The organism is Paenibacillus sp. FSL H8-0175, from assembly GCF_045040615.1.
Lineage (GTDB): Bacteria > Bacillota > Bacilli > Paenibacillales > Paenibacillaceae > Paenibacillus_AQ > Paenibacillus_AQ odorifer.
Genome location: NZ_CP150299.1, coordinates 3,725,559 through 3,744,004 on the forward strand (window position 1 = coordinate 3,725,559; position 18,446 = coordinate 3,744,004).

At 43.0% G+C, this 18,446-nt stretch carries 14 protein-coding genes; all 14 read left to right on the top strand.

Annotation, left to right across the window (positions count from 1 at the left end):
* The first annotated feature begins 97 nt into the window (after nt 1–97).
* The 14 genes from MHH46_RS16505 to MHH46_RS16570 all read left to right on the top strand — a co-directional run bounded on the left by MHH46_RS16505 (nt 98) and on the right by MHH46_RS16570 (nt 18,336).
* Nucleotides 98–6,895 (top strand): stalk domain-containing protein, encoded by a 6,798-nt coding sequence (locus tag MHH46_RS16505; RefSeq protein ID WP_076190268.1) that lies wholly within the window; start codon nt 98–100, stop codon nt 6,893–6,895.
* 207 nt (nt 6,896–7,102) lie between these two features.
* Nucleotides 7,103–7,780, top strand: coding sequence for a response regulator transcription factor (locus tag MHH46_RS16510; RefSeq protein ID WP_076190267.1), 678 nt, complete (start codon nt 7,103–7,105; stop codon nt 7,778–7,780).
* Entirely contained in the window at nt 7,777–8,784 is a 1,008-nt protein-coding gene (locus tag MHH46_RS16515) for a sensor histidine kinase KdpD (RefSeq protein ID WP_076190266.1), read from the top strand. Before MHH46_RS16510 ends, MHH46_RS16515 begins: the two co-directional genes overlap by 4 nt.
* Before the next feature lie 92 nt (nt 8,785–8,876).
* Nucleotides 8,877–9,590, top strand: a complete 714-nt coding sequence (locus MHH46_RS16520) for an ABC transporter ATP-binding protein (RefSeq protein WP_076126561.1) — start codon at nt 8,877–8,879, stop codon at nt 9,588–9,590.
* Nucleotides 9,587–10,360 carry an ABC transporter permease gene (locus MHH46_RS16525; protein ID WP_076190265.1) on the top strand — a complete coding sequence of 258 codons (774 nt, stop codon included), beginning with the start codon at nt 9,587–9,589 and terminating at the stop codon, nt 10,358–10,360. Before MHH46_RS16520 ends, MHH46_RS16525 begins: the two co-directional genes overlap by 4 nt.
* A complete protein-coding gene (locus MHH46_RS16530; protein WP_076190264.1) occupies nt 10,357–11,115 on the top strand; it encodes an ABC transporter permease in 759 nt (252 codons plus the stop codon). The genes MHH46_RS16525 and MHH46_RS16530 overlap by 4 nt, the downstream gene beginning before the upstream one ends.
* A gap of 190 nt (nt 11,116–11,305) precedes the next feature.
* Nucleotides 11,306–11,890: a TetR/AcrR family transcriptional regulator gene (locus tag MHH46_RS16535; protein WP_249267693.1), complete on the top strand. Its 585-nt coding sequence runs from the start codon at nt 11,306–11,308 to the stop codon at nt 11,888–11,890.
* Nucleotides 11,891–12,048: 158 nt separating this feature from the next.
* Entirely contained in the window at nt 12,049–12,918 is an 870-nt protein-coding gene (locus MHH46_RS16540; RefSeq protein WP_076190263.1) for an NAD(P)-dependent oxidoreductase, read from the top strand.
* A gap of 63 nt (nt 12,919–12,981) precedes the next feature.
* Complete coding sequence (locus tag MHH46_RS16545; RefSeq protein WP_076190262.1) at nt 12,982–14,034, top strand: LLM class flavin-dependent oxidoreductase; 1,053 nt, start codon at nt 12,982–12,984, stop codon at nt 14,032–14,034.
* A 60-nt stretch (nt 14,035–14,094) separates the two neighbouring features.
* On the top strand, nt 14,095–15,036 hold the full coding sequence (locus tag MHH46_RS16550; RefSeq protein WP_076190261.1) for an alpha/beta hydrolase: 942 nt from the start codon (nt 14,095–14,097) through the stop codon (nt 15,034–15,036).
* 305 nt (nt 15,037–15,341) lie between these two features.
* Complete coding sequence (locus tag MHH46_RS16555) at nt 15,342–16,268, top strand: ADP-ribosylglycohydrolase family protein (RefSeq protein WP_076190260.1); 927 nt, start codon at nt 15,342–15,344, stop codon at nt 16,266–16,268.
* 44 nt (nt 16,269–16,312) lie between these two features.
* Nucleotides 16,313–17,962, top strand: a complete 1,650-nt coding sequence (locus MHH46_RS16560; protein WP_076190259.1) for a DUF6138 family protein — start codon at nt 16,313–16,315, stop codon at nt 17,960–17,962.
* On the top strand, nt 17,959–18,168 hold the full coding sequence (locus tag MHH46_RS16565; protein ID WP_341171580.1) for a hypothetical protein: 210 nt from the start codon (nt 17,959–17,961) through the stop codon (nt 18,166–18,168). Before MHH46_RS16560 ends, MHH46_RS16565 begins: the two co-directional genes overlap by 4 nt.
* A 33-nt stretch (nt 18,169–18,201) precedes the next feature.
* The gene (locus MHH46_RS16570) at nt 18,202–18,336 is read left to right on the top strand and encodes a hypothetical protein (RefSeq protein ID WP_256717169.1); all 135 of its coding nucleotides are present in this window, start codon (nt 18,202–18,204) and stop codon (nt 18,334–18,336) included.
* Nucleotides 18,337–18,446: the final 110 nt, after the last annotated feature.

Below are 18,446 nucleotides of genomic sequence, written 5' to 3' on the forward strand. Positions count from 1 at the left end.
TTTAAGTTTATAAAAATCTATGTCTATTGAGACTTCCATAGATACAGATTTTTTATAAAGTATAAATTTATTAATTTCAAAGGGAGGAAATTTTGGAATGATACGATGGAAATGGATGCAAAAAGCTTTGTCGATAGTTACAGCTACAACGTTGGCATTCCCTGCTCTGTTCGGCTTGGCACCTTCATCCGAAGTGTCAGCTGCGGGAGGGAGCGAATCTTTTGACTCCGTTGTACTAGAATTGACACAAGCGGCAGGTCAAACAGGTAGGGTAAATCTTACGTATAAAGGTTCACCTTTAAGCAGTCTGGTTAAAGGACCGGTTATTGACGAGGTAAGTTATGATTCCAGCAATTCGCAACTTTTAACTGTTAATAATCAGGGGAACATTACGTTATCTAACGGTTATACATTTGCGTCGCCAGATGCTCCGGGCGTCCCGGTGACAATCACGGCCAGGGCGGGTTATTACCCTGACTCAGAAGTGTTATTCATGGAGGACTTCGAGAACAACAATGGTCCGATGACATCTATGAGCAAATTAGGCTCGTCATTCACGCTGTCCGATGCACAGTCCCGTTCTGGATTGAAAGCGATTACACCTTCGGATGATACGAATAATGAAAAGGTAGCTCAAGATGTGGCATTGCCGGCTGGCAGCAATTATAAGATGACGGCATGGTATTTTGACCCGTATCCTAATGAGGAGAAGACTGCGACGGATAGAACGCAATTTGCTATTGTAGATGGCAAAAATGCCACCTTTGCCGGGACATTCTATCAAAGTTCAGAGGCAGATGTTATTCATAACCCAACGAAATATACTTGGGCTTATGCACCATCATCAGCGGGTACAGCAGGTAACCGTTGGAAAGATAGCGGGGCTTTACGTTCCACAGGCTGGCATAAATTCGAGTGGCTTATTACACCAAATGGTGCGACGTTACAAATAGACGGAACATTAATATCCGATTCAGCGCAAAGTGATATTTACAGAGCTATGAAGAGCGGTACAACCATTCAGCCTAAAATAGCGGGAGGATGGAATAGCCAGACAGGGAACAAAGCTTATATTAAAAATAAACATCTAATCGACGATTTTTATGTTGTAAAAGATGTGGCTACAACAACAGGAACCAGAACATTAACAGTGAATTTGGTACCTCCCGGCGGATTGCCAAATTTAGAAATAAGCACTCAGCCAACAGCGGCAGAAGTGAAACAAGGTGAGACAGCAACATTTAGCATTACGGCATCAGCCGCTGCTACTGCTTATCAATGGTATGTATCTGATGACGAGACTGGCTTGAGCGGGACAAAAGTCAGCGGAGCTGACAAGGCAGTATTAACACTTTCCAATGTGGACGCAGCTTCACAACAAGGCAATTTTTATTATTGCGAGGTTTCCTCGGCAGAGGGAGTTGTGGTGAAATCCCATGCTGTACCGTTGTTGATAACCACCAATACGCAGGTGAATGCACCAATTAATCCAACGCTTGACTCGGACACGGGTATTTATAGTGGTGCTTCCAATTACGGCGATACTCTAGTAACACTGTTCAAAGACGGTGGACCTGTGGGTTATTATTTATCGAAAAATGGGGGACCCGACCAGCCTAACAATCATGAAAGGCATCATGTTCTGCCCTATGCAAGGGCACTCGGAGTGGGCAACTACACTGTTACAGCTATTGTCATAAATAATGCGGGAGATATCAGTGAAGAAGTTGCAGCATCCGGAATATTGAAAATCGAGAAATTGCCTACACCGGCAAATGCCAGATGGAACGGCACATACGCTACATGGGATCGCGTCGCTAACGCATCTGCCTATTCGGTTCAACTCTTCAGTAATGGAGTGGTTAATGGAAGCCCGATTGCAGCAACAAGCAATGATGCGGCTTTGTCCCCGACTTTAAATGATACATTTAAAATAAAAGCAAACGGCAACGCAACGTCACGATTCTTAGACTCTGATGAGTCAGGGGAGAGTGCACAATATTCAGCGAACATTGCGCTAATTCGCCAGAACGATACATTACGGGCAGGAGATAGAACGCGGTTAATGGTTGACACAGCTGATGTGTTCGTTGCTGATAACATCAGCTTCAGTCCGGCGGATCAAGACAAGGATAAGATTGAAGTTGATGATGCCGGATTCGTGACGGTTAAGAAAGGTTATATTCCGACAGGGAACGAAGAAGTTACTGTACATGTGAGCGTTGATTACTTCAATAAGGCTGACACTAAGTTTTACGATGGATTTGAAGGGGAGAAGAAATTTTCAAATGGTGCGAACGGATATGTTCACAGCGATGTGATGTCTCGTACCGGAGGAAAGGCCGCGACATCAAGCGGCGCCGGTCAGGTGGCGACTGTTCCAGGTACCTATAATTATGCCCCTGCAACCGGTAAGACAACAATCGTTACTGCTTGGTACTATGATGATGGCAGAGCGGCTTCCAATGACCACGCTGTCTTTGGCTTAACCCCATCGTCCAATGAACATATCGCAATAAATTATGGCAATGGAGATGGTGACTGGGCGGAAAATCTGACCAATTACGCAGTCAGGCCTGGTTCATCCGGGAGATTCTATCCTGTAGATGTCCAGCGAAGCGAAGGTTGGCATAAATTTCAATGGTTCGTTACATCAACAGGAACAACCTATAAAATCGATGGACAAGACATTCAAAGGCAAACAACAGCTGGCGGAAATTTTGATACTCCAGTTAAGAACAATATTTCCAAGATCGATGCATTGCAGCTTGCTACGAACTGGGGCAACAAGCCTGGAACGGTTAAGGATATACAGAACAGGCATTTTATCGATGACGTATATGTTATCGATAGTGGAATAGCAGCCCAAACCGGAACAGCTTCTATTACGCTAAAGCTCTTGCCTAAAGAGTATAGTCACTTGGAAGACAGCACATATGTTATTGGTCTGGATGACTATAATATCACCGTAAATCCTGATTTAACGGATCTGGCTGGAGTGAAGATCGGCGCTGTAACTCTGCTGCGGGATGTGGATTATACGGTTAGCGGTAATGTATTGAAGATTAACAAAGAATCATTCACAAGAAATAATATCGTGCCGGGAAAATATACCGTTAGACTTGATCTGTATCCTGCCGAAATCACCTTCGAGTTGAACATTGTACCCCTTGAAGTCCGTGATTATTATCTCTCCAATAACGGTGACGATCATGCAGATGGACGCACACCAGCTACGGCATGGAAATCAATCTCCAAGATTAATGAATATGTATTTATGCCAGGTTCAACTATTTATCTGGATGCGAATAGCGTATGGAACGAACAAATCAGACTGCGCGGCAATGGTGAGGAAGGAAATCCGATTACGCTTACAAAATATAATACGACCGACCCTAACCAACGCCCGGTAATTAATGGTGGAGGAACAGCGTCGAGCCCATCAGGCATATCCTTAAACGGTACCATTGAGTTATATGACGTAAACTATTGGGTAGTCAGTGGAATTGAAGTAACGAACATCGGCAATGCGGCAGGTGACGGCCGCTCCGGTATCGCTGTAATGTCAAGGATTTCGAAGCTGGGACAAGGTCAGTTTAATATTCAAGATTATGCTGATGCTCGTATGCAAGGAATCGTCATTCGAGATAACTATGTTCATGATGTTAATGGGCTGCACCAAGCAAATGGGGCAAGTAAGGTATCCGGCGGCATCATTATTAATGGTTATGTGGATATATTGGTTGAAGGCAACAAAACCCTTCGTTGTGATAACGAAGGTATTCGCAATAATGCCTACGGGCCAAGCAATCCTGGGACTAATAACACAGGCATTACTTGGAGTAATTCTAGCTATCCTTGGGCATCCAACGCTGTGTTTAGAAACAACTGGGTTTCTAGTTCGGTTGGAGATGGCATTGTCATGTCCGGCGGGAACAACTCCCTTGTGGAACGAAATGTGGTCACAGACAACGGTTATAGCTATTTAAGCGATAAGAGTGGCAATCTGGTTACGAACTGGGGGCCAAATAATACAACACCAACATATCTAGGTTCGCAAAACTATGCGGCTGCGTGGATTATGGCAAGTAAAGGCACCATCTTCCGCTATAATGAAGCTGTGGATAACCCTTATCATGCAAGTAATGACGGTATGGCTTGGGACATTGACAACTATTGTCAGGATAATGTGTATGAATACAATTACAGCCGAAATAACTATGGTGGTTGGTACTTACAGATGAATGCTGCCAAGGGCAATATCGTTCGCTATAATATTAGCGTGAACGACGGCCGCAGCCCCGATTTTAACAAGAGCTTTAACAGTCTAATATTGCTTGCAGGAGGTTCTTCAACGAGCGAGGAATTAAGTGGCTTATACTATAACAATGTCATCGTCACACCATTGAAGAATAGCAGTTCGTTAGTATTTGACCCGACAGCCTCCAACTTGCACATTTATTTCCAAAATAATATATTTGCCTACACTGGGGCAAACAACCAGGTTGGTCTGAAAGGCGGGGGAACATCAGCTCCATTTGCAGCCGGACGGTTTACGAACAACATTGTGTATCCGGCTAATCTTTTTGGCAGCATGAACGCAGGTGGAGGCGGATATCTAGGTGCGGGCGTAACAGCAACAGACAACCGCTATGTAACGGAAGAGGAACTGAATTCTATATTAAAAGATTATAAATCTGCACCTGAACATTGGATTACCAACAGTGGGACAGTGGATGCCAAGCTTGATTACGATGCGATGAACGGGTTCCGTCTTGCGGATGGTAATAACCTGGCCTATGGTGCAGGTGCCGAGATTGTAAGCCCATATGTGGATCGGGCGAATGCTCTGCCTCATATGACGGAGAGAACAGACTTCTTCGGCAATTCACTTAGCGCTAGAACGCATTCCATCGGCGCGCACAACCCTTATGCGGTAACTTTTGATTCCAATGGGGGCAGTGAAGTTGCGGTGAAGTTCGCTGACATGGGCGGTACAATTACCGAGCCAACAGCGCCGACAAAAGATAAAACTGTTTTCGGCGGTTGGTATCAAGATAAAGGATTAAACGATGCTTGGAATTTCGATGCTGATCCTGTTACAAGGGATATTGAATTATATGCGAAATGGGCTGAAGACGCAGGTACGGCACCAACGATAATGACGAATTCGCTTGCGGATGGCAAGGTAGGACAACCTTATTCGGCAGTTCTTACCACTGATGGCGATAAGCCGATCAAATGGGCCGTTGTAGAGGGGCAATTACCATCAGGATTGAGCTTGGATGAAGATGTTGGTGTTATCTCTGGTACACCGGATCAATGGGGTCAATTTAAGTTCAAAGTTCAAGCAAACAATGACGTTGGCAGTGACACAAAACAGTTCAATATAGTGATCACTGAAGATGTCTCAGTTGATACAGCTCCGGAGATTATCACTAAGAATTTACCAAATGGCAAAGTTGGACAACCGTATACAGTAACACTAGCGGTATATGGCAGTGAACCGATTTCTTGGAAGGTCCAGGGAGGAGATTTGCCAGTAGATTTGAAACTAGATGAAGCAACAGGCGTTATCTCGGGTACGCCTCCAGAGGCAGGATATTACGAATTCACGGTTGCAGCAACGAATGATTTTGGTAAAGATGAGCGAGAATTGAGCATCGAGATTAAAGAAGATAAGCCAGTGGATACAGCTCCGGAGATTATCACTAAGAATCTGCCAAGCGGCAACGTTGGACAACCGTATACGGTAACATTAGCGGTTTACGGCGACAAACCGATTACCTGGAAAGTGAGTGATAATTATTTACCTGCTGGGCTGAATTTAGAAGGAGCTACGGGTATTATTTCAGGCGTGCCTACTGAAGCGGGAACTTACAAATTCAATATTACGGCTTCCAATCATGCTGGCATGGATACGATAGAGTTAACTATTGTAATTACTGCAAATAACAGTGGTGGCAATAATGGCAATAACAATGGCGGCAATTCAAATGGCCACAGCAGTACGCCGACTCCTTCGCCAGAGTTATCAGTAGCGGAGCGTATTGATGCTACAATCAAAGAGCAGCTGAAGAAGGGCAATTCCATTGCATTGACGATGTCAGCCGGAAAAGATGAGCTTGAGATTCAAAGCGATACGATCGGTGCGATTATTAATGCCGACAAACCGCTAATCGTTACGAATAACACCGTATCTGTTAAATTGTCCGCTGAATTGTTGAAGCAATTGAATACAGGAAAGTGGATGAAGGTTGTCATTAAACCTGTAGATGAAAGAGGCGGAGCTATAGGGCGGGGATATGAATTAAAGATCTTCGTGGATGGCCGGGAAGTAACGGATTATACAGGGCTTATACCCGTAACCTTCGATCTGTCAAAAGAGAAGTTGTCGACAAACGAGCTTAACATGTTATGCGGTGTTATGCTTCAATTGAACGGTAACATGGAGCGTTTAGGCGGCAACTATGAGCGTGAGACAGGTAAATTTACTTTCACGGCAAAAGGACTAGGTTATATCTTCATTACAGCCAAGCCTGAACCTGTGAAATTGGAATTCACTTTAGGAAAGACAGGATATAAATTAAACGGAATCGAAATGAGTATGGACGTTGCTTCAACGGTAGTTAAAGGCAGAACGTTAGTCCCACTGCGCTTCGTTGCCGAGAGCTTAGGAGCAAACGTAAGCTGGGATAACGTTACGAAAACCGTAATGATTACTTTGAAAGGTCAGACTTTGTCGATTAAGATCGGTGAACTTGCACCAGGAATGGATGTAGCAGCTGAACTTGTAAACGGTCGTACTATGCTCCCATTACGTTTCATTGCTGAGTATTTTGGTGCAAATATATTCTTCGATAATACTTCGAAATCCATTAGTATCACGAAGTAGTATTTCCTAAAATTAGCAGCTACGCTCGAAACCCTCTAACATGCACTGCCATGTTAGAGGGTTTTCTAGTGTGCGCCCGGCATAGACGATAACTTGGCGGTGAAAGTCCTCTATTAACGAACAATAAAATTGTCTTAACTGGAAACAATTCTTTAGATTGTGTTAATCTGTCTAATAGTGAACTCGGTTTAGAAAGAGGGAAGTTACTTGAAAAGAAACGTGTTATATATTGAAGATAATGAGAAGATAGGCAGTTGGGTAAAGGAAGAATTGGAACAACGAGGATTTTCAGTACAGTGGCTGCTTTCTGGTGAAGGAGCTGAAAAAGAAGTAAATCAGCATGAAATCGTTATTTTGGATATCATGTTACCCGGTTTAGACGGATTTACTGTGGGGAAACGATTAAAAAAGGCAGCTCCTGCTGTTCCTATTTTGCTGTTAACTGCTCGAACATCGATAGATGATAAGGTAGAAGGGTTACAATTTGCTGATGACTATTTAACGAAACCATTCCATACGGATGAACTAATTGCTAGATTAGAAGTATTAATCCGTCGAAAGGGCGGAACACATTCCGAACGCATTTCATTAGGGAATTATATTGAAGTAGATCCGGAAATCCAAACGGTATTTGACAAACACACAGGAGAAGAAATTATATTGACAGGGAAACAACATCATATTTTGATGTACTTCTTACGCCACCCTAATCAAGTTTTACCAAAAGAACAAATCTATGAAGCCATCTGGGAAGAGGCTTATATCACAGGTGATAAAACATTAATGGTACATATTCATCGACTGCGTCAAAAGCTGGAACGCCATCCAGACTCCCCAGAGATTATTGAAACATTGAAGGGAATAGGCTATCGGGTGAAACTATGAGACAGACTAAATCACTATTTCGTCGTTTTCTAAAAGGACATTTTCTATTTATCTTTTTACCTCCGATCGTACTTATTTTCTTATCTGCGTTCATTGCGTCTCCTTTTAATGAAGAAGAGCTGAATAAGTTAAATTATTTTTACATTGTACTTCTTGTGTTTGGTTTTATTATTGTCGCATTTGTGGTAATCTCTTGGATTTTCTTCTTGAGACTTTGTAAACGTCTCACCTGCTTACAGGAAGTCATGTCATTTTCAGCTAATCATAACTCATTTCCTAAACCAATAGCTGTTCAAAGTGATCGTATGGATGAAATAGACCAGTTAGGAAGTTCCTTTAATTGGATGATTCAACAGCTTGAAGACAGTCGCAAGCGAGAACATGAAGAGGAATTGTTACGACATCGACTCATCGCGAATTTATCTCACGACTTACGAACGCCGCTTACCATTTTGAGAGGACATGTCACCCGATTAAATAAAGAATCAATGAGTCTAGAAGGACAAAACTCATTATCAGAGATGAACCATACGATTACTAGAGTCGGAGATCTAATGGATGATTTACTTTCCTATACATTGCTTACATCAGGAAAACATCCTTTTGAGCCCACTTCAACAGATATTGGACGTTTAGTAAGAGCATCTGTTGCTGCGTGGTATCCTGTATTTGAAGAAAAAGAAATCCGGATCGAGGTTGATTTACCGACAGAGAAGACTTTTTATTGGGAAGCAGATCCTAAATGGATGACACGTGTTCTGGATAATTTATTTCAGAATATTCTCCGCCATGCAGCAGAGGGCAAATATGTAAACATTGTGGTTGATGTAGAAAAAGAACAGATCATTGTTGCAGACAGAGGTCCGGGGATGGATAACTCTTCCTATGAGCGTGGGGCGGGGATAGGTTTATCGACTTCAAATTATATGTTGAATAAAATGAAGCTTAAAGCTGACTTTACATCAAATGAAAACGGCACAACAGTGGCTATTGGTAGAGCTTAACCTAAAGTTAAACCAGAAGTAAACAGCAGGATAACCGAGATGTAACTTTGCTTCTTTATAATTAGAACCATAACAGAAAGGAAGTGTTATGGTTGCTTACAATTAATAACTTAGTCAAACATCGCGGAACTGGGAAAATCTTATCAGGTATCAGTTTTAAAGCTAGACCTGGCAGAGTAACTGGTTTTCTAGGTCCAAATGGAGCAGGTAAAAGCTCTACACTTCGCATCCTGCTTGGATTAGATCGTGCTACCTCAGGGAGTGCACTAATCAATGGAAAGCCATTCGCAGAATTACATAATCCTGTATCCACAGTAGGTGCCGCACTTGATGGATTTGGAGCTCATCGTATGCGAACAGGACGGGCACACTTGCGTTGGATTGCTCGTGCCGCAGGATTGTCTAACTCACGTGTCGAGGAAGTTCTGGAAATAGTAGGTCTTACTAATGCAGCCGGAAAAAGAGTTGGGAAGTATTCTCTTGGTATGGGGAGGAGACTTGGAATAGCAGCTGCGCTACTCGGTGATCCAAAAGTATTGATTTTAGATGAACCCGTAAATGGGCTCGACCCAGAAGGAATTCGGTGGATTCGGACATTTTTACGTGAACGTGCTGAGTCTGGAAATACGGTGTTGTTATCCAGTCATCTAATGGGAGAGCTTGCAGAGACGGTTGATGATGTGGTGATTATTAAGCATGGAACCATCGTTGCAGATGGAACATTGAAAGAAGTAATAGGTAACTATTCCACGCTGGAGGAAGCCTTTTTTGCCCTGACATCTGAAAATGCGGGTGAAGTTGTATGAGAGCATTCAACGCGGAACTATCTAAATTGTTCTCCTTACCGGGTATTTGGCTTGCTTTTCTCATTGGAGCGTTTGCCCCAGCGCTTATTTCTGCCTTGGACAGCATAGCACAAAAAGAGGAGATTATAGCTGGAGTTAGCACGCGGCTATCGGAAGTTGGCTATATCGGGTTAGCTCTTGGTGTGCAAGGCGTTATTATTCTTGGTGTGCTTGCTGTCAGCAGTGAGTATTTGACAGAGAGCAGTGAATCTGGTGGAGGACAACAGATTACAACGAGTTTAACTGTTGTTTCATCCCGTCTTCATTTTTTGCTGGCAAAAGCAGGCGCTGTGACTTTGATCAGCATACTGCTTTGTATTGTTGCTATTATGACAACTGTGTCTGCAACGCATCTTATTCTTGGTGAATATGCCCCTGCATTTGAATGGTCCAGACTTATCGGTGCCATTTGTTACTGGACATTCACTGCTCTTTTAGCACTTGGAATTACTTTTCTAACTAAGAATGGCATCCTCCCGCTTGCTGTGCTCATAATAAATTCATCCGTTGTATCATTTAGTGTCCTGTTGTATAGGGTTACAAAGTTGGCGTTTTACTTACCAGATAGGGCTGGCGCTGAAATGTTTATGTTTACGGACAACACGTCCACAGGCAGTTTATTCGACAGGTTTCACACCCCCTTCACAGGCGGTTTAGTCATGTTTGCCTGGGTAGTCGTTGTTCTCATTGTTGCAGCTATTGTATTCCATAGGAGGGACGTTGCAGCATGAGTGTCTCATCTAGTAGAAAGATAACACAAATCCTGGGTGCTGAACTGGATAAATTAGTTACATTACCATTGATAGGGCTCACTCTTTTGGTTACATTCATTCTTAATTTAGGTTTATCCGCCGCTTTTACTTCTGTTGATCTACAAGGGGCAGCAGGAACGCAAATTATACTGAATACAGGACTTTCTTCTATGGGATATCTACAAGCAGGGTTCATTATTCTTGGCATCTTAGCTACTTGTTCAGAGTATACAGGGGGACAGATTCGAACTACTTTAACTACGATACCTTGGCGAGGGTTTCAATTATCCACGAAGTATTTGGCCTTGACCATTATAACCATTCCTGCGGCGTCTTTTACTACTGCATCAGGTGTACTATATACCTTTATCATGATGAAAGACACAGCAGTAGTGATTGAAATAGACGAAATGATAAAATCATTAGCAGGTGCAACAGGCTATCTAACTTTAACCACACTTCTCAGTGCAGCTATAGGTGCTTTATTAAGACGAACTACTCCTGCTTTAGTGGTACTGCTTGGCTATTACTTCATTGTCAGTCCATTGTCGAAAGATTTTCTACACAATACTAAATATTTTTTTCCAGATACAGCAGGATATTATATGTATATGCCGCCTTCCTCCGATGAAATAAATGTCCTTACACCAATGGAAGGGACAGGTATTTCCCTGTTATGGACACTGATCTTTATTACAGCAGCTATTATATTTTACCGTAAACGAGATGCCTAACTCTGAACTAGCTGATTTGATCATTAAACTAGAATAATATGCAACAAACATTGATGTTTGGATAAAAGATGTTTATGAGCAATTCAATGACTAAGTATTTGCTCTTGAGAACGGACACCAATATGAGTGTCCGTTTATTTTATAAATCTGGACTGATCAGTTCAGATATGTTATATTTCAATGACGGGAGGTGTTACTTATCGCTAGGACAAAAGAATTTAACAAAGATCAAGCGCTGCATCAAGCTATGCTGTTGTTTTGGAAAAAAGGATACGAAGCGGCTAGCATACCGGATTTACTAGAGGTGATGGGCATTAGCCGATCCAGCCTTTACGATACGTTTTCCGACAAGCAAACCTTGTATACAGATGCCCTTGAGCATTATAAAAAGGGGAATTTCAATAAGCAGGCTATTCTTGAACATGCATCTAGTGTTAGAGATGGAATTCTTCAATTTTTTGAGTATCATATTGCTTCAGCATACGATACCAGCCTGCCGGGCGGGTGTTTTGTTACGAATGTAGCTACAACATTGGAGTCGCCAGATGAAAAAATTAATGAGTTGATAAAGACTAGTTTTTTGGAATTAGAGCAAGCTTTTTGTGACCTTTTAGAAAAGGGCCAGCAACGGGGAGAAATTGATAAAACGACTGATATCAAAGCGTTGTCTTATTTATTGTTGAATTTACATCAAAGCATTAATATTATGGCCAAAGCAGATCAGAATCCGGAACGTGCAAAAGAGATGATTAGCTTTGTAATAGCAGGAATCTAATTTTTTTTTAATTATTTCGGAACGATCGTTCCGTTATCATATTTCCCATATTTTGAAGGTGCTAATTAAGGAGTATGTGTTAGACTATATTTTTTTTAATTATTATGGAACGATCATTCCATTATTGAGAAATCCCTCAAAATAAGGAGAGGTGTCTAATGAAAGTATCGTTTATTGGGCTTGGAAATATGGGGCTCCCAATGGCCCAAAATCTGTTGAAAGCGGGTTATGAATTAGTCATCTTTAATCGGACCCCTAAAAAAGTTGAACCCTTAATGAAACAGGGAGCACGATATGCCAAAACACCGCTAGAGGCAGTGAAAGAAAGCAATCTTGTAATTACCATGCTTTCTGATGATGCTGCTTTGAAGGAGGTCGTCGAGGGACCAGATGGTGTTCTGAATGGATTGTCGGAAAATGGAATTCACATCTCTGCCAGTACAATCAGCGTAGATCTGGCTCGAAAATTATCCGTCTCGCATGCGGAGCGAAAGCAACACTTTGTGTCTGCCACGGTGATGGGGCGCCCAGATGCCGCTAAAGAAGCTAAATTGCGTATTATTTTAGCTGGTCCGGAACAAGCAAGACAACGGGTACTTCCCGTTTTAACAGCATTGGGTCAAGAGATAGTAGAGATTGGGGATCACGGCGAAGAAGGGAACGTTGTGAAAATTGGCGTTAACTTTCTAATTGCTTCAATGCTGGAAGCTTTGTCGGAAGTGCAGCTAATGGTAGAAAAGCACGGTATTGATTCGTCCCAATTTATGAATGTCGTGAATGCTCTTTTTCAATCTCCAATATATCAGAACTATGGAGCGATCATGAGCGAACAACGCTTTGAACCGGCCGGTTTTAAAATGAAGCTTGGGTTAAAAGATGTTGCATTGGCTATTGAGGCAGCGAAGTCCGTTCAAACTCCTCTACCTTTAGGTCAGCTTATCCACCATCACTTGTCTGAAGGAATTGCCAATGGTTATGGTGAGTTGGATTGGACGGCTTTAATCCGTTGTCTTGAGCATTCTTCTTAAAAAATTGGGTTGCACCGATGATGTCGGGCGAATTGCAAGAGAAAATATAAGGAGAGATTAACTATGGAAATAGGTGTTACTTCGTTCATAGAAACAAAGCCTGATACTGAGACCGGAGTTGTGATGAGTCACGCACAGCGATTACGAGAAGTCGTCGAAGAAATCGTCCTTGCGGATCAGGTAGGACTTGATGTGTTTGGCATAGGTGAGCATCATCGTGAAGATTATGCAGCTTCATCACCAGCAGTGGTGTTGTCTGCTGCAGCCCCCCTAACAAAGCGGATTCGATTGACGAGTGCTGTGACGGTTCTTTCATCAGCTGATCCTGTCCGTGTGTTTCAGGATTTTGCCACGCTTGACGGCTTATCCAATGGACGTGCCGAGATTATAGCGGGCCGGGGTTCCTTTGTTGAATCCTTTCCGCTTTTTGGGTATGACTTGCATGACTATGAGGATTTATTTAATGAAAACATCGAGCTGCTTCTGAAAATACGGGAATCTGAGAAAGTTACATGGAGTGGAGGACATCGATCAGCGATAAATAATCTGGGTGTATACCCGCGCCCTGTTCAGCACTCTTTACCCATATGGATTGGTAGTGGCGGTACCCAGGAGTCTGCCGTGCGTGCAGGACTTCTGGGCCTGCCATTAGTCCTGGCGATTATCGGTGGAAACCCAACCAATTTTGCACCGCTTGTACAACTGTATAAAAAGGCGGCAGCTCATGCCGGACATGATGTATCGCGGCTTCAGGTAGGTTCACATTCCATCGGATTTGTTGCAGAAGATACGGAACAGGCGGCAGAACTCTTTTTTCCGTCTACCCAGTACGGTATGAATAAGCTCGGCAAAGAACGGGGGTGGGCGTACTACGATCGTTCCAGCTATGATGCTGCCCGACGCTTTGATGGTGCGTTGTATGTAGGGGATCCGGAAACAGTCGCCCAAAAAATAATCCATCTGCGTAAGCATGTAGGGATTACACGATTCATGATGTATGTTCCCTTAAGTACGATGCCGCATGAGTTGGTTATGCGGGCTATAGAACTGCTCGGTACAGAGGTTGCGCCGCGAGTACGAGAGGAAATTGCCAAGTGGGAAGCTCAAATGGGATAAGGATTATCTATGAATAAGACGTAAACGAACGAATTCATTATTTTATTTGGAGGGATTATTATGAGTGTTGAACCACGTATACTACCAGAATTAAGAGAGGTTTATTCACAATTTCCTGGATTTGAATTGGAGAAGAATTTAGAGTGGAGCAGGAGCTTAGTGTCAGCTGCATCCGTGGAAGGATCAGAGCATGTAAACACAACCAGGCGCAAAATCCCGAGGGATGGAGGCGAGATGCTGGTGAAAATTTATGAGCCTGCCGGGCGAACGAATGACTTGTTACCTGCCATGCTATGGATTCACGGGGGAGGATACGTGTTAGGACATCCGGATATGGACGACGAATTATGCGAACGTTTTGTTCAGACAGCTGAATGTATAGTCGTATCGGTTGATTATAGGCTTGCTCCCGAGCACCCTTATCCGGCGGCGATCGAAGATTGTTATGCTGGATTGGTATGGATGACGGAGGAGGCAGCCTTGCTTGGCATTGATGTGGATCGGGTTGCAATTGCCGGTGCTAGCGGTGGCGGCGGACTGACAGCAGCACTCGCGCTGATGGCGCGTGATAAAGGAGGACCGTCTCTTATTTTCCAAATGCCATTATACCCGATGCTTGACAACCGAAACATCACACCGTCCAGTCATGAGATTACGGAAGCAGGCGCAATCTGGAACCGAACAGACAACATAGCAGCTTGGAACATGTACCTGGGCGAGGAGAGCGATGTCAGAGGAGAATCTACTTATGCAGTACCCTCGAGAGAGGAGAACTTGGCAGGTTTGCCGCCAGCCTATACTTGTATAGGTCAGCTCGATCTATTCCGAGACGAGACAATGGAGTATGTGGCACGACTTGCACAAGCAGGTGTAGATGTTGAATTCCACCTGTATCCCGGTTGTTTTCACCTTTTCGAAATTTTCGCTCCAGAAACAGAAGTGAGTCAGCGCGCTGTTCAGGGCTATATGGATGCGATGGCCCGGGCACTTCATCCTAGCTAATTATAGGGACTAAAATAAACTGCGAATACGCAGAAAAAGTTGATTGGTTATTTAAGTAGAGACACGTAATTATTCGGGAAGTATTCATAAAAAAGATGAGGTTGTTGATTTTAAAAACAGCCTCATCTTTTGTTATATATTATTGATTTCAAAAAGGCTTAGATTACTATCGTATTGTTCATTGGAAGCTTATTTCTTCAATTTTTATTTACATGATGCAAAACAGTTTAAATATTGATAGGGTAGGCTTATATATTTGTAGACAGCTTGATCCAAATTATATCTAGTGATAAGGAGAATACAACATGTGGGATAAGATTAAGGGTGGGCTTTACGGCTTATTGATTGGAGATGCTCTTGGTGTCCCCTATGAATTCAGATCAGTGGAGCAGCTCCCACCTCTGGAGCAGATTGAGTTTACTCCTCCTGTGGGCTTTCAGCCCACCTACCGAGATGTTCCAGCCGGCACCTGGTCGGATGATGGTGCGCAGGCACTATGTCTGCTGGAGAGTCTGATTGATAAAGGTACGCTGGAGCTAACTGATTTTGCTGACAAATTGGTCGACTGGTATCATGAAGGTAGATGGGCAGTAGCCCAACAAGTTTTTGATGTTGGAATACAAACCAGTCGTACGTTGTCTACTTATTACCAAGGAATGTCCCCTTACGAGAGTGGCAATACAGTTCCTGATGGGAAAGGGAATGGGGCGCTAATGCGCGTGCTACCACTTGCCTTGTGGCACAAAGGAACAGATAAACAACTCGTTCAGGATGCACATACTCAATGCCTTGTAACTCATGCACATATCTGTAATCAGGTATGTTGTGCCTTCTATGTGTTAATTGCACGTGAACTGTTGCAAGAGCAAGACTTCAATCTGTGCTACCGAACTGCTCTTAGCAAGCTTCGAACGATCTACCAGCAGATGCCTGAGCATGAACGGGAGCTCGAAGAGAACATTCAGCCAGATAAAGTATTCTATGGCGAAGGATCTGGTTATGTTGTGGATTCCTTGTTCAGTGCGTGTATGATCCTCCAAACCTGCACTTCCTACGAAGATGCCGTCAAACGAGCAGTTGCCTTAGGCAACGACACGGATACAACGGCCTGTATCACAGGTGGTCTTGCCGGAATCCGATATGGCTATGAGCATATCCCTCAGCGCTGGATCAACCAGCTGCGAGAGGCAGATCTGGTTGATCAACTGCTTCTCCGTCTTCAAACTGCATGAGGTGTACTAAGTTCTATTAGCATTAACAATGAGGAGGAGTGGGAATGAACGCAGCAGTACAGAGGTTTTTAGACGATGTGTGGAGCGAGATGATAACCATATACAACAAAGAGACTATAAGAATAAATGAATTCATAGGAAATCGTCCGCTCCAGGCAGGGATAAAGGATTATCTTCAGGTAGCTTGGCGTGACGGAAAAATACATATTGATGTTGAAGAACCGTTCGATTGGACGGACAGCTCTTATGAAATCGAAGCAGGTCCTTATATCGCCGAACTCACGGATGAATTAATTAGATCTGAACTTTACCCGGCATTATGCAAGAGAGTGGAGGAGCTTTTTTTATCAGAGAAGTTAGGTCCTCGTTTTTTTGATTACCGATTCCAGATCGTACTTTCCTTTGAAATGGAGGACGAAGACTTAACACTTTGCGTGCATCTGGTTAACGAAGAGAAGCTGAACGAACTCCGCAAATCATTACAGAAGTTTATAACATCCAAAATCATGTCTGATCTTCCCGTATTGCCGAGTGTTGATGACCAGTTTTTCTTTTCTCATCACTTGATGAACCCTGATCTTATGAAGCAAGAAGAAAATGCGGTTGGCCCATTAATTGAGCATTTATCCGACAAGCTCAGAAGTAATAGGCGACGCTTAGACGAATGGACTGGCCAGTATACTTTGGCTATGGATAATTGGATTCAAAATATTTTTCTTCCACGCTATTTTGTGCGTACAGGCAGCTTTAGAATGGATTGGATACCTAAAGAGGATATGGCGCTTATGGATCCGAATGCAGATCAACTTTCCTTTTTTGTATATGCCGCTCTGCAAATTGGAAAAACGAAACCGGACATCCGGGAACAATATTTGAAACTAGCTGTCCAACTTGGTTCAAAACACGCAGCGGAGTATATCCTGGGGGGAAGCGGGAAATTCACTCCAGTATATAAAGGGACCCATGTTGAAGTTGATAATAATGATGTAACACAGAGCATTGAAGTCCGGATTTTGAACGAGGAGGAAGCAGCTTATGGAGAAGCATTGGATCACATTACCCAATTGCTGCAGCAGGGATTCCCGAAGGAATATCACCTGAAGCTGAAAAGCAAACAAAGGAACTATCTTCCTCTAAAAAAAATGGCTAAATCAGGTCTTCATCAGTTTTTTGCTGGTGCACTAGCCTATCCGTCTCTTTTTCCTAAGCTGGCTGCGTATGCGGATATCGCAATGGAGCCCTATGCGTGGTACAAGGACACGGAACCGGGTGAAAAGTCGGTCATGCCTGGTACCTATGCTGTACTCGGATTAGGATTATATAGCAAGGAATATTTCTCACTCGTCTCTCGTTATATGGAGATGGTAGATTCGGAGCACCAAATGATACAGGATAGTTATGCGGAGACCTTTATTGATACGCACGGTGTGGAGGCTGAGCTTATGCCAGTTCTAGTCGACATTCTGCTAGCAGGAAATGAGGAAGCAAGATCTGTCAAAAACTTCGTGATCGATCGGGTCGAGCTTGCAGAAGCGCTGCTTCAAGAGCTGTCGCCTAAAGAAATATATGAACGGGAGCAGGTTATATACCGGATATTCGGAAGCCGTGCAAAGCTAGAAAAATCCGTGAAGTCAGAGCAGACGGAACTTGAACTTAGAGTTATTCTATCGGAGCTACTGACTCTTATAAGTTGATTACGATATATAAAAATGGAATTCCCTATTGGTTCGGGCAGGAAGATGATGATGTTTTTATTGTGGCGTCAGTGGAGCCAAGTGGTTTATCATTTTATGCACAGATGAGTAATAGTGATTGGAGTTCTTGGATAGAGAGATTTAAATTGGAAGCGACAAAAGTATTAGGATTTGATGTTGGTGAACCCGAAGACGGGTTTATGTAATGAAGTACACAATTTAATTGTGGGGATGATTTCGTGTTTACTGAAATGGTAGCCCAATATTTACCTGTTCTCTTAGAAAAAGAGGGTGATTATTTATTCGAGTATAAAGACGGAATAGTAAACCTTAAAAACAGTCCACCTATTGGTGCGTTAGTTGAACAAGATTAGAGGAAATCCCTTTTAATAGGGGTTTCTTTTTATTTTTACAAATTTAAAGTTAGTTCTGTTGAGAAGCCTTAAATAAGTACCTGTCTGTGGAAATAGGAAGAATTTGCTTG

Coding starts and splice junctions, on each gene's coding strand:
- MHH46_RS16505 (WP_076190268.1), top strand. CDS start 98: ATGATACGATGGAAATGGATGCAAAAAGCTTTGTCGATAGTTACAGCT.
- MHH46_RS16550 (WP_076190261.1), top strand. CDS start 14,095: ATGAGTGTTGAACCACGTATACTACCAGAATTAAGAGAGGTTTATTCA.
- MHH46_RS16555 (WP_076190260.1), top strand. CDS start 15,342: ATGTGGGATAAGATTAAGGGTGGGCTTTACGGCTTATTGATTGGAGAT.
- MHH46_RS16540 (WP_076190263.1), top strand. CDS start 12,049: ATGAAAGTATCGTTTATTGGGCTTGGAAATATGGGGCTCCCAATGGCC.
- MHH46_RS16515 (WP_076190266.1), top strand. CDS start 7,777: ATGAGACAGACTAAATCACTATTTCGTCGTTTTCTAAAAGGACATTTT.
- MHH46_RS16525 (WP_076190265.1), top strand. CDS start 9,587: ATGAGAGCATTCAACGCGGAACTATCTAAATTGTTCTCCTTACCGGGT.
- MHH46_RS16530 (WP_076190264.1), top strand. CDS start 10,357: ATGAGTGTCTCATCTAGTAGAAAGATAACACAAATCCTGGGTGCTGAA.
- MHH46_RS16560 (WP_076190259.1), top strand. CDS start 16,313: ATGAACGCAGCAGTACAGAGGTTTTTAGACGATGTGTGGAGCGAGATG.
- MHH46_RS16545 (WP_076190262.1), top strand. CDS start 12,982: ATGGAAATAGGTGTTACTTCGTTCATAGAAACAAAGCCTGATACTGAG.